Source organism: Ignatzschineria sp. PL_is040, from assembly GCF_055813795.1.
This window is the reverse complement of sequence record NZ_JBVPGU010000001.1, coordinates 17,004-30,739: the sequence shown is the minus strand read 5'-3', so window position 1 is coordinate 30,739 and position 13,736 is coordinate 17,004. Positions and strand designations below refer to the sequence as shown.

12 protein-coding genes and 2 tRNA genes are annotated in these 13,736 nt (G+C 40.3%); 2 read left to right on the top strand and 12 right to left on the bottom strand.

Translation table 11 applies throughout. From position 1 onward, the window contains the following. The first annotated feature begins 45 nt into the window (after positions 1 to 45). Positions 46 to 537 (top strand): hypothetical protein, encoded by a 492-nt coding sequence (locus AC0SAP_RS00145; RefSeq protein ID WP_473382287.1) that lies wholly within the window; start codon positions 46 to 48, stop codon positions 535 to 537. Positions 538 to 667: 130 nt separating this feature from the next. Here AC0SAP_RS00145 and AC0SAP_RS00140 read toward each other — a convergent pair. Both AC0SAP_RS00140 and AC0SAP_RS00135 read right to left on the bottom strand, forming a co-directional pair. Beyond that, positions 668 to 744: transfer RNA gene (locus AC0SAP_RS00140), tRNA-Ile, on the bottom strand. 9 nt (positions 745 to 753) lie between these two features. Continuing rightward, positions 754 to 830: transfer RNA gene (locus AC0SAP_RS00135), tRNA-Val, on the bottom strand. Positions 831 to 1,072: 242 nt separating this feature from the next. Between AC0SAP_RS00135 and ftsY the strand changes: the two genes are divergently transcribed. Further along, entirely contained in the window at positions 1,073 to 2,641 is a 1,569-nt protein-coding gene (gene ftsY / locus AC0SAP_RS00130) for a signal recognition particle-docking protein FtsY (protein WP_473382286.1), read from the top strand. Positions 2,642 to 2,841: 200 nt separating this feature from the next. On the opposite strand, the gene AC0SAP_RS00125 is transcribed toward ftsY, so the two are convergent. The 10 genes from AC0SAP_RS00125 to AC0SAP_RS00080 form a co-directional block, all read right to left on the bottom strand. Next, a complete protein-coding gene (locus AC0SAP_RS00125; protein WP_473382285.1) occupies positions 2,842 to 4,203 on the bottom strand; it encodes a tetratricopeptide repeat protein in 1,362 nt (453 codons plus the stop codon). A gap of 189 nt (positions 4,204 to 4,392) precedes the next feature. Continuing rightward, positions 4,393 to 5,025 (bottom strand): Maf family protein, encoded by a 633-nt coding sequence (locus tag AC0SAP_RS00120; protein WP_286478838.1) that lies wholly within the window; start codon positions 5,023 to 5,025, stop codon positions 4,393 to 4,395. A gap of 130 nt (positions 5,026 to 5,155) precedes the next feature. Further along, a complete protein-coding gene (locus AC0SAP_RS00115; protein ID WP_286478835.1) occupies positions 5,156 to 5,494 on the bottom strand; it encodes an outer membrane protein assembly factor BamE in 339 nt (112 codons plus the stop codon). A 56-nt stretch (positions 5,495 to 5,550) separates the two neighbouring features. After that, positions 5,551 to 7,485: an ATP-binding cassette domain-containing protein gene (locus tag AC0SAP_RS00110; RefSeq protein ID WP_473382283.1), complete on the bottom strand. Its 1,935-nt coding sequence runs from the start codon at positions 7,483 to 7,485 to the stop codon at positions 5,551 to 5,553. Positions 7,486 to 7,569: 84 nt separating this feature from the next. Then, positions 7,570 to 8,526, bottom strand: a complete 957-nt coding sequence (locus AC0SAP_RS00105; protein WP_473382282.1) for a P-loop NTPase family protein — start codon at positions 8,524 to 8,526, stop codon at positions 7,570 to 7,572. 18 nt (positions 8,527 to 8,544) lie between these two features. Continuing rightward, entirely contained in the window at positions 8,545 to 9,621 is a 1,077-nt protein-coding gene (gene aroB, locus AC0SAP_RS00100) for a 3-dehydroquinate synthase (protein WP_473382281.1), read from the bottom strand. Beyond that, complete coding sequence (aroK, locus tag AC0SAP_RS00095) at positions 9,618 to 10,208, bottom strand: shikimate kinase AroK (RefSeq protein WP_268245755.1); 591 nt, start codon at positions 10,206 to 10,208, stop codon at positions 9,618 to 9,620. The genes aroB and aroK overlap by 4 nt, the downstream gene beginning before the upstream one ends. Positions 10,209 to 10,343: 135 nt before the next feature. Continuing rightward, positions 10,344 to 11,813 carry a type IV pilus secretin PilQ gene (gene pilQ / locus AC0SAP_RS00090; protein WP_473382279.1) on the bottom strand — a complete coding sequence of 490 codons (1,470 nt, stop codon included), beginning with the start codon at positions 11,811 to 11,813 and terminating at the stop codon, positions 10,344 to 10,346. A 72-nt stretch (positions 11,814 to 11,885) separates the two neighbouring features. Then, the gene (locus AC0SAP_RS00085) at positions 11,886 to 13,022 is read right to left on the bottom strand and encodes a hypothetical protein (protein ID WP_473382278.1); all 1,137 of its coding nucleotides are present in this window, start codon (positions 13,020 to 13,022) and stop codon (positions 11,886 to 11,888) included. Between the two features lie 8 nt (positions 13,023 to 13,030). Beyond that, complete coding sequence (locus AC0SAP_RS00080; RefSeq protein WP_473382277.1) at positions 13,031 to 13,678, bottom strand: hypothetical protein; 648 nt, start codon at positions 13,676 to 13,678, stop codon at positions 13,031 to 13,033. Positions 13,679 to 13,736 lie beyond the last annotated feature (58 nt).

Genomic DNA, 13,736 nt, shown 5'->3' with positions numbered 1-13,736 from the left:
TATTAATTTTTACGATATTTTCTGTAATAGACTAAAAGGAAAGTTATGCAAAACACCTCTTTTCAGCCACTCCTCTCTTATCTTATCCGTAGCGCAATGATGGCTGACAAATTAACAGAGAGATTAACTGAAGGTGATCGCTCAACTGAACAGCTAACAGAAATGTTTACAAACCTTCTTAATAAACAATTTCAAAACCTCAATCAGGAGCATCGAGCAAGCTATTTAGATAACACAATTACAATAGAGGAGTTTTCAGAAGAACAAGAGATTAAAACACCCTACCAAATTTCGCTTATTGATTATCCTAACGAAATAAATGATGTAGCCGAATACCAAAAGGCGCAACACTCGCTACTACTATTTATCACAAATCAAGAGTCAAAAGAGATGCTCGATCTGTATCTACAAACGCTCGAGCAATATGGCGCCCTACTTAAACCTCACACAATCTCTCTTAAAGAGGAAGCAATGATATTTCAACTTGTTGAAAAATATTATGACTTTGGGATAGGTACTTATAATGATTATCGGTAGTTTGGTGTCGATTAGATTCAGTTAATAAAACTGATTTATATACATCAGTTAAAATACCGTCGTTGCTAGATTTATCCTTGATAGCAATAAAAAAACCCCGTATCATTGATACGGGGTTTGGGCCTTTAGTTGGTGGGCCTTGCTGGGCTCGAACCAGCGACCGCTCGATTATGAGTCGAGAGCTCTAACCAACTGAGCTAAAGGCCCTTATAAATTTGGTAGGCGTAATTGGATTCGAACCAACGACCTCCACCATGTCAAGGTGGCGCTCTAACCAACTGAGCTATACGCCTGAAGCAAGATGCATATAATGCAATATATTTTAGAGTTTGACAAGCCTTATTTCTTAATTAGCTAATAATTAGTCAAACCTATCTCTATATCGCTATTTGCTAACAGAGCCTAATTAAGATCTAGAATAATACCACAAGTAGAGAAAAGAGCAAACTCAGTGATTAACTGATAGAATAACCCTTAAAATTTAACCCCCTATTTATAAATTCTAAAACAGAATAAAGAATAAGAAGTAGAGATTATGGCTGAAAAGAAAAAAGGTTGGTTTAGTAGATTATTTGGTGGCAAAAAAGAGGACAAGGCTGTCTCTCAAGAGACTCCGCTTGAGGAAAAATCTTCCGTTCAAGCAGTTAAATCCCCTGCTGAAGATGATAAAGAGATCCCCTCTCAAAAAAAGAGTGCCCCTCTTTCCACTGTAGAGCATATTGTTGAGGAGATTGCTCACGATATTGCAGATGAGATTAAAGAGAATATTAAACCTCAGGGTCAATCCGATTCTGCAGAAGAATTACCGGCACAACATCAGTTTTTAGAAGAGATTGCCTCTGATGCCAAAGAGGAGATTCTTGAAGCATCTAATGAACAGAGTCATCTTCAAGATGAGAAAGTCTCAGAAGAGCATGTTACAGAGAGTGAGATGCCGCTTGATCCCTCCCCTATTGAGGACTCCAAAGAGGAAGCAACTGAAATAGTTACTGAAATTGAAGAAACTGAAGTTGAAAAGATTGAAGTTGAGCAAACGACAATCAGCGACTCACAATCAACTTCTGTCGACGAAGAAGCCGATAAGCAGATTGCTGATGGACAGATTAATGAGCAAGCTGAAGAATATGTCGAGGTCACTCAAGAGAAGCCAAAACAGAAGAAGGGATTCTTTGCCCGCCTAACAAGTCGCCTAAGTAAGACGCGCAATAGTATTACTGAAGGAATTGCAGATCTTTTCCTTGGTAAAAAAGAGATTAATGAAGAGATCTTAGAAGAGCTAGAAACGCGCCTTTTAATGGCTGATGTGGGAATCAATGTTACTGAGCAACTTCTCACCTCAATCCGCGACTCTGTTTCCCGTAAATCACTCTCTAATGTGGATGAACTCTTTGCGGCATTAAAGGTAGAGATGAAGGAGATTTTAGAGCCCGTATCAAAACCATTAGTGATCGATAAAGAGCATACACCTTATGTGATCTTGATGATTGGTGTAAATGGCGTGGGTAAGACGACAACTATTGGTAAATTAGCGAAAAAATTCCAAGCAGAAGGTCGCTCTGTAATGTTAGCCGCCGGCGATACCTTTAGAGCCGCTGCTGTAGAACAATTACAAGTTTGGGGTGAAAGAAATAAGATCCCTGTCATCTCACAAAAAGAGGGCGCTGATCCGGCTTCTGTCATCTTTGATGCGATGGAATCAGCAAAAGCGCGGAAAATTGATATCTTAATTGCCGATACTGCCGGCAGACTCCATACGGACTCAGGCTTAATGCAGGAGCTTGCCAAAATTAATCGAGTGATTAAACGACATGATGAGAGCGCTCCTCACGAGGTAATGTTAGTAGTTGATGCCTCTACGGGTCAAAATGCGCTTAATCAAGCACGTCAATTTAATGAGACTGTACCGATTACCGGCATGACATTTACCAAACTCGATGGAACAGCGAAAGGGGGAATCCTCTTTGCCATTGCGGAAGAGCTTGAGATTCCCATTCGCTTTATTGGTGTCGGCGAAACAATCGATGATCTCCGTCCGTTCAACTCAAATGAGTTTGTAGATGCTTTAATCACAACTGAAGAGAGTGAAATCGAAAAGAGCGAGTAGTAGAGTAGTAGTAGATCGCTCTTAAGTAGAAGGCCCTAAAGATCTAAAATCTCTAGGGCCTTTTTCTATGCTCTGTTCTATACTTTTTTGTCTCTGCTTATCTATTCAATTCTATACATTCACTTAAGTTGAATTGTCATAACTTGAATAGTCATAAATTGAATAGTCATAACTTATAATAATTCTAAGCGTTTCTCTCTCTATTCAAACTGAAAGCCTTGTACACCTTGATTAAAAGCGGGGATATCAAATTGCGATTCTGCTCGCTTCTGATCAATGATCGATTTAAGCTGATAAAGCGCACTATGATTTGGCTGAACAACTAAACCTATTGCGACATACTGCTCTGCAATATCTAACTGTCCATAATTATAAGCATCATAAGCACTGCGATAGTAGATATCGGCAATATTGAGTAAACCCTGTTGCGCAGCACTATTTTCTGGATCTAATTTTAAGATCTCTTGATAATAGTAGTAAGCATCGTTTTGGTCGACCCCCACATAATTTCCTTGTGTATAGGCGATATCAGCCTGAAGAAGATAACTATCGATTAAAGATTGATCTTCTTGTGAGAGATCTCCTACCGAATCATCGAGAGATAGAAGCGTTAAAGCAGGCGATTCTTCAACCGTAGTCTCAACAGATATCTCATCATCACCCGTTGCATCATTATGACTTACAATCTCCACCTGAGTAAACTTCTGTGCTTCTGTACCCTCTAATACTGGCACTTCAACCTCTACTACTTCAACGACTTCACGAGGCTCTTTAGGAACATAGATATAACGCTGCCGCTCCTCTTCCGGAATAGCTGGATTTAACGCCGCCATTGCCCCCGATTCCTCATTAGGAACTGCCACATATTTCACCTCTTTTCCACTATAGAGAGACTCCTCTCCAAACATAAAGTAGGCAAACGCAGCTAACCCTACGAAGAGCAAGCTAAATATAAATAGACTAAATCCTTGAAACCATCCCATACCTAATTGACTCCCGCGTCGTTTTTTTGGAGGATTAACATTGACATCTTCATCCCTATTAATCGATTCACCGCTTTCTATCTGTGCCGCTCTCTCCTCGATCTCCTCAATATTTTCTGCCACGATAGAGTCGATCGCACTGAAAGATTCTACCTTTGCATCACTCTGATCAGAAATCACGGGCTCTAATCGTCCATCTCCTAAATAAGCGCTTCTATTTTCAGAGTTCATCTCTGAAGACACGCTACTCTCTAGAGTGGCATCAAAGAGCTCTGGAGTAGAGCGATCAGCCACAAATGAAGGGGCTTTGAGATGCGTTAACTTATTATTCGACTCAACGTTCTCATTAACATCTGATGGTGCTTCATCATACTCTTTAACAGTAAATTCTAATGGCTCACGTAACAACTCGGCATGAGAAGCCTCAACTGCAACATCATTATAGAGGCCCGACTTCTCCGCTTTTGGAGAACCCTCCCCTTTCACCTTACCCTGCACCTGAACATCTGTAGGTGATAATTCCGCCTCTTGCTTCTGAGTCACCGCTCTCTTCTCTTCTTCTCTCTTAACTGAATTCATCTTTCAAACCGATATTAATGTCGATATTAATTCTTAAAATACTCTCTATAACAGTGCTAATGCAAAATTTATTATCAGTATCTTCTTGATAACACTCTACTGATAACTCACTTCCTACAACTCCAACAGAGACTGAGGTCAGGTTTTCACCAGACCTACACTACAGATCGATACTAGATCGATGCATGATTAAGCATCCATCAGATAACAACCAAACTCTTCTAATGCTTTTCGAAGTTCAAATAGCGGTAATCCCATAATGCCGGAATAACTTCCCTCGATCGACTCAATATACCCCGCCATTACCCCTTGAATTGCATAACCCCCAGCTTTATCTTGCGGCTCACCACTTTGCCAATAATGATGAATAAAGTCTTCCGGCAAGATAGAGAATTTTACGCGACTTTCACTTAACATTGTCACAAATTTCTCTTGAGTTCGAGCCCCTTCTGCATCAATTTTGCAACCTGCTCCCACTAAAGTAATTGCCGTAAAAACAGTATGATGCTTATTAGAAAGAGTGCGCATGATATCAAAAAAATGAGCTTCACTCTCCGGCTTACCAATGATCTTACCACCGTAACTAATCGCCGTATCAGCCGTTAGAAGAAGTCTTTGATGATTAATCTGATCCCGATATTTTGAAAGTGCCGCCAGTGCCTTAGCTTCTGCCATACTTTTAACATAAAACTCCGGCATAATAGCTCCCTTTACACGCTCATCAACCTCAACATCCACTGTTTGATATTGAATTTGCAATTGTTGTAACAGCTCTTGCCGTCTTGGTGAGCGAGACGCTAATAAAATTTCATATTGACTCATCAAGTAACTCCCTTCAATAATCATTAATCATTGATTAGATAGCCATCATATAAAATAAGATTTACCCCATAGGATAAATCTTATCTACACCGGCGAGTGACTCTATCTCTCTTTTACACTCATCTTCTGACTATTCAGCATCATCTACTAATTGTGGCTCATTATCTCCTTCTAAATAGAGATAACGACCTTGCTGATCGAAGTGAACTTTAACAGTACGTGCTTTTTTCACTTCACCACTTGATGTGGAATGTTGAAAAACATAGTACCAAACATCAGGCTCATAAACATCCGTTACCAGTGGCGTCCCTAATAACATCTGTACCTCATGCTTACTCATTCCCGGCTTTAAATTCTCTATACGCGTCTCTTCAATATAATTACCTTGAACAACATCAACGCGATGCATTGAGCAACCAACAAAGAGGAGGCTTACACCCAATATAACGAGAGGTTTTATCATTTTCATCTTCACTATTCTCCTAAAAGAGTCGTTATAAATCATACCCTTTTTTCTCAAAATTTCTATTGAATGTTTTCAAGTTCTAACCAACGTTCGTACTTCTCTTCTAATAATGCACTCTTCTCAGCAAGCTCTGTTAACTTATCCGTCTGATAAAGATGGCTCTCCTGATAAAATTGTGCCGATTGCACCAGCGTCTCTAAAGCTTCAATATCGCTCTCTAATTGCGCAATAATTTCAGGAAGTTGTGCTAACTCATGAGTCTCTTTAAATGTTAGCTTTCTCGGCTTATTCTCATTCTCCCCACGCTTTTTATCTAAATTAGAAGATACTTTCTTATCATCAGCTTGGGATTCTTTCACCACGCTCTTCTCTCTCTTGCGCTCAGCTGTCTGCATTTCTGCATTCTTTGCAGCTAAACGTTCTTGCCAATCGCTATAGCCACCGATATATTCCCCGATCTTTCCCTCACCTTCAAAGACTAAAACAGAGGTGACGACACTATCTAGAAAAGCACGATCATGAGAGATTAACAGTAGAGTTCCCTCATAATTAGCAACCAGCTCCTCTAATAACTCTAAGGTTTCGATATCGAGATCATTCGTTGGTTCATCCATAACTAAAAAGTTAAAGGGTTTTGTAAAGAGCTTTGCTAAAAGTAGACGATTTCGCTCCCCCCCAGAGAGTGAGTTTACAGGACTTCTAGCCCTTTCAGGGGTAAACATGAAATCTTGTAGCCAGCTAATAACATGTCGCTTTTTACCCTTAATGTCGATAAAGTCACTTCCATCTGCAACATTATCACTAACGGTTGCATTAAGATCGAGTTTTGTTCGAAGCTGATCAAAATAAGCAATTTCTAACTGCGTTCCCCGCTCAATATGACCACTATCTGGCTCTAAATCCCCCATTAATAACTTCACTAAAGTAGATTTTCCAACCCCATTAGGACCGATAATCCCCACCTTATCGCCACGCATCAAGGTGAAAGTAAAGTCTTTAATCAAGTTTTTACCTGCAACTGAATAGGAGATATCATCGGCATAAAGCACCCGCTTACCCGATTTTTGTGCCTCTTCATGATGTAAAACAGCTTTTCCCTGACGCTCTAAACGTTCTTTTCGCTCTTGACGCATCGCTTTTAAGGCTCGAACGCGCCCCTCATTTCGGGTTCTTCTTGCTTTGATGCCTTGTCGAATCCAGACCTCTTCCTCTGCTAATCGTTTATCAAAGAGTGCATTCTCTTGCGCCTCATTATGAAGTTCGATCTCTTTAAACCGCTGATAATCAGAGAATGATCCGGGATATTCTGTTAAATTTCCACGATCTAACTCAATAATTTTAGTGGCAACATTATCTAAAAACTGGCGATCATGAGAAACAAAGAGAAGCGCACCACGGTAGAGATCGATCAATGTCTTCTCTAACCACTCAATCATCTCAATATCGAGATGGTTTGTCGGCTCATCTAACAAGATAAGATCAGGATCACTCACTAAAACTCGAGCTAATAGAACCCGACGAATCCAACCGCCAGAGAGCTCATTCATCCGTTTTTGACCATCGAGCTCCAATCTTGTTAAGATTTCTGCCACTCTTGAATCGAGAGTCCAAGCATTTAAACGATCAAGCTCACTCTGAAGATCACCTAATTTTGCTAAATCAACATTATCGCCAGCATCAATCATTGAGTGATACTGTTGTAGCTTCTCACCCACCTGGCTTAAACCACTTGTCACAACTTCATAGACACTCTGCTCTAAATCAGTGGGAATCTCTTGATCTAATTTTGCAATCTTCAGATCATCACTAAAAACGACCTCGCCACCATCTGGCATAATCTCTTGCGAAACAACCTTCAAGAGTGAAGATTTCCCCTCTCCATTACGGCCTACTAAACAGACTCTCTCACCCTTTGAAATAGCAAATGTCACATCCTTTAGAAGCGGTTTTGCCCCATAAGCTAAAGAGACATCTTGTAAACGTAGTAGTACCATAAAACTCCTAAAAAATAGCCTAAAAATAGCCTAAAAAAATAGATTCGATATTGTTTGTGCTGTTTGTATTCTCTCTCTTAACTTCTACTCATCGGTAGAAGAAGGCTCTCCTTGAATAATCACTATCCCTAGGGGAGCAGCTATCACTCTTTTTTCAGCTTCTACAATCATCTTCTTAACCCCCTCAAAGTAAGGCTTTGCCATTTTTGAAGGGATCAACATCTCAGGATAGAGTTGAGCCTCCTCTACGGGATTATCACCACCAAATCCAAGAAGTTCTAAACTCTTCTCATAATTAAACGCAGCATAGATCATGCCGAAAACGATGATAAAGAGGAGTAGAATCCAAGAGACTAATGCTTTATTGAGGGTAAATGCCGGCTGCAATTCTGCGGTTACAAGACGAACAATCCGACCGGGATAACCATATGAGAATGCGTGTAAACGATTAAGATCCCGAGAGGAGCAATCTGCTGTCTTGCCATGATACTTATAGATATGCCAAACAAGCTCCTTGATCTGCATGTGATTAATCGGACCAATTGTAAAACTCTTAGAGTGAAGTAGAAGCTCCTTTGAGTAGATATCTTGGTTATTAAGATCCATAAAGAGAACTACGACCACATGGATCTCTTCTTGCCCTCTTCGAAGCCCTTTCTTATTGATCGCCTCTTTTGTACGATAGATAAAAGAGAGCTCCTCAGTAGTGAGCTGATCTGCATCATCCACTAGCAACACCATCTTTAACCCTGTTGGCGGAATCTCCTTAAGACGTGTAATAATCGCCTCTTCATTCGCCTCACACTCTAAAAGAGTGGCTATCTTGGTAAAAATAGAACCCTTGCCGGCAATCACTTCACGCGCAACAATGTGCCCATACTCATTTAATCTACGGCTCAGCTCCATCATAAAGCGAGATTTACCACACCCTGAAGGGCCATAGATAGAGTAGAAATCCCCGAGCCCCATACTAATATGTTGCTCTACCCGTCGCATCACCTCTTCGATAGGCCCTAAGGATAACCAAGGTAATTTATGCATAAGTTCATCTCTGTGCATCTAAGGTGTTCCAAATTCAATTGCTTCGATAATAAACTCTTCAGGAACCTCATCCGTTATGATTGCCTTACCTATCGTCTCTAAAAGTACAAAACGAATCTTTTGTGTCACATTCTTCTTATCTAATCGCATCGCATTTAAGAATGCAGGAATAGAGAATGCTTCAGGAGCAATACAAGGCAATCCAAAAAGATCGAGCAGAGAGGTGATATAGAGCTGATCCTTTTTACTAATGTACCCCATTCGACATGAGAGATAGCCGGCCATATTAATACCAATTGCAACAGCTTCTCCATGGAGGATTCCTTGATACTTCATCAATTTCTCAATCGCATGCCCAAAAGTATGACCAAGGTTAAGTGTCGCTCTAATACCTGATTCGCGCTCATCTTGATCAACAATACTCTTCTTACAAACACATGAGTGATAGATCATCTCTGAAATCACTTCAGGATCTTTCGCCAAGATAGCTTCATAATTGAGTCGCATCCACTCTAAAAATGGGGCATCTTGAATAAATCCATATTTTAAGACCTCTGCAAGACCACTAATATATTCACGCTGTGGCAATGTTTCGAGCAATGAGAGATCAATTAAAACACGTTTAGGCTGATAGAAAGTTCCGATCATATTCTTCCCTAATGGATGATTGACCGCAGTTTTTCCGCCGACTGAACTATCGACTTGCGCTAAAAGTGTTGTAGGAATCTGAACAAAATCGATACCTCTTTGATAGGTACTTGCAACAAACCCGGCAAGATCACCAATCACACCACCACCAAAGGCTATCAGAAGACTTTTACGATTAAATTCTAACTCTAAAAGACGGGTATGAACCTCAGCAAAAGAGCTTAAATTCTTATACTGCTCCCCATCTTCAATAATAACTACATGATCCCGATCACCATCAACTAGAGATAAAATTCGATCTGAATGGAGGGCGTATATCGTATTATTTGTTAACACAAGCCGCTGAGTATAGGGAAACTCATCTACAAAACGCTTCGTTGCTAATAGGTTCTTATCAATCTCAATATCATATGAGCGATCGGCTAAATCTACAGTTAAAGTCTTCATCTATTATCACTTCCTATAAGCCACTCCGGGAGAGGCGATCGATTTTGAACAATACTCTCTATGATACCACTAACAACCACCTTCGGGGGGATATTGTCTGAAAAAGCAGTATATGCCGCAACCTCTCGATAGAGAGGATCACGGATCAGGTAGAGTGCTTCAAGAACCGCTTGCGGGTCATCCTGCTGCAATAGAGGCCGCTGGTTATCAAACCGAACTCGTTCATACTGCACTTCCGGCGAAACATTAAGATAGATAACAATACCATTATCAGATAGTTGTCGACGATTCTCTTCTGCCAAAATAGCACCACCTCCTGTGGAAAGAATAATCCCCTCTTTTGCCGTTAAAGCCTCTATCGCTCGTTTTTCTCGCTCTCTAAATCCTGATTCTCCTTCTAACTCAAAGATGTAAGGTATCGTAACACCTGTTATCTCCTCAATGTAGTGATCACTATCAAAAAAAGTGAGATTTAATGCTTCCGCCAATAGACGCCCTACCGTGGATTTACCAGCCCCCATCGGCCCTACTAAGTAGATATTTCTCTCAATATTTCTCTCAGTACTATTCTCAGTATTACTCTTCACCAAATTCCCCGCTCCTACAGAATCTATCTTGACAATAACCCTACTAACTTCTTATCTATTGCTAAACTCTATTTTAATTTTCTCTTTAATCTCTGCTTCTATTTTCGCTTCGATTTCACTTTGATTTCACTTCGATTAAGGACTCAGTGTATCAACTATTCTTGGCCTAATAAATATTAACAACTCTGCCTTTTTCTGCTTATTTCCCTCTCGCTTAAAGAGTCTCCCTAAAAAGGGAAGTCGACTCAAAAAAGGAACTTCTGAAACAGTTGTTGCGGTATCATACTCATAGATACCGCCTAAAACGATTGTCTCACCATGATTAACTAATGCCTGCGTTTTAAGCTCTTTTTTCGAAATAATAGGCTCACCTTTTGGATCATATCCTGAGATCTCATCTTTAGAGATTAAGATATCGATCAAAATCTTCCCCTTTGGGGTGATTTGCGGTACGACATTAAGCTCCATAACCGCATCTTTAAATTCTGTATTTGTCCCCTCATTAGAGCTTGTTGAATAGGATACTTCAGTTCCTTGCTTGATATAGGCGGCTCGACGGCTTGTCGTTAAGATCGTAGGATTAGAGAGCATCTCACCTCTCCCCTCTGATTGCATTGCCGAGATCTCTAGACCTAAATTTAACCCTTTGCCTAAAATCATATAGCCCATAGAAAAATCGGGAAGAGAGACCCCTAATGAGGTTAAACTTCCTAATTGACCTCCAAAATGACCTGCACCTGCTTGCTCGTTAGGAATCGTCCCTGAAAGCTCATAAGCTCCCTGTTGATAATTGAGTCCCCAATTGACCCCAAGCTCTTTAGCAAAATCATCAAAAGCAGCCACAATGTAAGCGGAGATCTCCACCTGTTGTGCCGGCTGATCTAACTGATCAATAAGGCGTTTCAACTCCCTCATTTCAGATACAGATGCGGTTATCACTACCTGATTGAGACGATGATCGACACCGAGAGTGAAAGTTGATCCATTACCACCTCCTCGTAATTCACCTGATCCTCCTGATGCCTTTCCTCGCAAAATCTCAGCAATCTCCTTTGCTTCTGCATAATGGAGTGTGACAACCTCAGTAATGATTTTCTCTTGATTCATTCTTGCAAAAGTATTATGGCTTGCAATCATGATGACACCATTTACCTCCATTGAACTTAACCCCGTATAGAGAAGGAGAAGCTCTAATATCTCTGAAAAACTCATCTGATTAAGATGGAGTGTAATGTTCTGATCAACAGTGGGATCAACAATAATATTTCTCCCTGACTCCTTCGCCAATAGATTCACAAAGTAAGAGAGGCTAACGCCATTTAGCGAGAAAGAGTAGAGAGGCTCTCCATTTTGGGAGCTCTGTGATTTCTGCACATCCGGTACCCCATCAGTTGTCGCGATAACAGAAGGGAGTGAGCCCATATGATCTGAGAACTCCTCCTTCGATAGGCTATCGATCTGATCACTTCCGAAACTGATAGGTTGCAATATAATCCCCAATAATAGTATGAAAAAAATAGCTATCACAATTGATCTTCTTGCTGTCACAGCCTTCTGTTTCTCTGCTAAATATCTTATCTGCTCCAATTTTAATCCTAACTGCATTACTACCCTACTTTCCCCCTGTTCCTACTCTACTTCCAAATAGCATCTACCCCCCTATGCCTTATCTAGCAGTCACTCTATTAAGGTTTCTTCTTGAAGATAGTCTATAAACTCCCGATTAAAGAGCAGAAGCTGATCTCTATAAAAATCGATCTCTACAGATTGTCGCTCTAAAATAGAGAGATCAACAGCTATTATCTCCCCATTATTATAGGAAAATAGTGCTCTTCCACGATGATCGAAGGGGGATAGCGATAACGCCTCTCTCTTAATCACTCCTAAAAAACGAATTCCTTGAAATACCTCTCCCAACTGCCAATGAAATAACGGTTCTTCATGTCTCTTGAGCGTGCCTTCTATTGCAGAGTAATGATCATTGTGATCTAGCCTCGTAGAAGAGAAAGGGAGATGAAATAATCCTGAATCGGAAGATAAATTTTTTGAGATAAAATTTTGAGCAATCCACGCTTGCCAATCACTCAATGATAATTGATGGGTTAAAAGCTCTTGGTAGATATCACTAGCCTTTGTTGCCGGGAGATCAGGTAGAGAGGAAATTGGATGCTCAACCTCCTCTAAAAGTATAAAAAGATCATAAAACTTTAGTTGTACCTTAAACATCTTCCCTGGCACCTGCTCTGCTCTCTCTTCTATCGTAGTATCACAAAGGGCATTACTTGATATCTTCGCCCAACTTTCAATCTCCACAAGATATCTAGGATACTGCTCCGCGAGTGAATAGAGACTCTTTAAAAGTTGTGATGTATCACCACATAACCGTAACTTAAGAGTGAGACTTCCTCGATGAGACGCATCAGAAATAGGAGTAAATAGTGAAAGGATTAATCCATTATCGATGAAAGAGCGATAAACTCTCTCCGCAAAATCATCAACCGACCCCCATTTTGTCAATTGTTGCTGAATCATCGCTCTCACTTCCTTGAACTGAGGAGAATTTAGTAATGCCTCCTGCTCCTCTCTTACAAGGGTTAATAGTGATTGTTGCCGTTGATATCGCTCTTCTAACTGTTGCAGCTCTCTTCTCTCTGAAAAATCAAACCCTAAGGGAGTCCATTTTAGAAGAAGAAAACTTAATAACAGTAAAAGAACCGATAGCAGTATCCAGCGACTTTTAGAGGAGAGCCGGCAATAATCGTGCCAGTGAAACTCCCGAAGATCTCGCTTAAAGAATTGAGCTAATTCTAACAATGATCTCCTCATTCTCCACCTGCTTCATATAAAAGATGAGGTTCTAAAGAGAGTGTAAATAATCGAAATGACTCCTGATCAGCACTCATTTGGGTAGTTATTTTCCAGCCATTTTGAACAAAGAGCGCTTCGATCTCCCGCATTAAATCAAATGAAATAACTCGCCCTTGCAATACTAAAGGAGCGCCCCTCTTCTCTTGCCACAGATCAGTGAGGTAAATTTTTTGTGAGTAGTGTTGCTCTATTTGCGCTAAAAGCATGATCAATGAGATCACGCTACTCTTTTGTTGAAGAAGATGGAGATCTCGCCATCGATAGAGTAGCTCGAGAGATTGATCTGCTCTTTTGATCTCTAATTGAGTTGCTCTAAGATCTTTTTCCAACGCTTGATGACTCAATCTAAGCGGAACAATCAAAAGATAACGCATTACAAGGGACAATAAAACAATCAGAAAAAGGAGCAAAATAGCCCCTAATAGCTCAATTAAAATAGGACGCTTTTGCCATAATAATCTTAACTTTGTAAACAAAGAAGAGAAACCCAATAAACATCTACTTAAAATCCCTCTTTGAGACCTTGTATATTGATGCTTATTGGTCTGTTTCTTTTGCGCCTTAATATCCGAGTCGGAGAGCTCAGTAATTATAATCTTCACCTTACAACTTCTTCCTCTATCATTATGCAACTCATTACTGAAGCAATTGCATAATGCC

Bases quoted from the DNA above. Each gene is read 5' to 3' on its own strand.
- AC0SAP_RS00145 (WP_473382287.1), top strand. From the start codon at position 46: ATGCAAAACACCTCTTTTCAGCCACTCCTCTCTTATCTTATCCGTAGC.
- ftsY (WP_473382286.1), top strand. From the start codon at position 1,073: ATGGCTGAAAAGAAAAAAGGTTGGTTTAGTAGATTATTTGGTGGCAAA.
- AC0SAP_RS00125 (WP_473382285.1), bottom strand. From the start codon at position 4,203: ATGAATTCAGTTAAGAGAGAAGAAGAGAAGAGAGCGGTGACTCAGAAG.
- AC0SAP_RS00120 (WP_286478838.1), bottom strand. From the start codon at position 5,025: ATGAGTCAATATGAAATTTTATTAGCGTCTCGCTCACCAAGACGGCAA.
- AC0SAP_RS00115 (WP_286478835.1), bottom strand. From the start codon at position 5,494: ATGAAAATGATAAAACCTCTCGTTATATTGGGTGTAAGCCTCCTCTTT.
- AC0SAP_RS00110 (WP_473382283.1), bottom strand. From the start codon at position 7,485: ATGGTACTACTACGTTTACAAGATGTCTCTTTAGCTTATGGGGCAAAA.
- AC0SAP_RS00105 (WP_473382282.1), bottom strand. From the start codon at position 8,526: ATGCATAAATTACCTTGGTTATCCTTAGGGCCTATCGAAGAGGTGATG.
- aroB (WP_473382281.1), bottom strand. From the start codon at position 9,621: ATGAAGACTTTAACTGTAGATTTAGCCGATCGCTCATATGATATTGAG.
- pilQ (WP_473382279.1), bottom strand. From the start codon at position 11,813: ATGCAGTTAGGATTAAAATTGGAGCAGATAAGATATTTAGCAGAGAAA.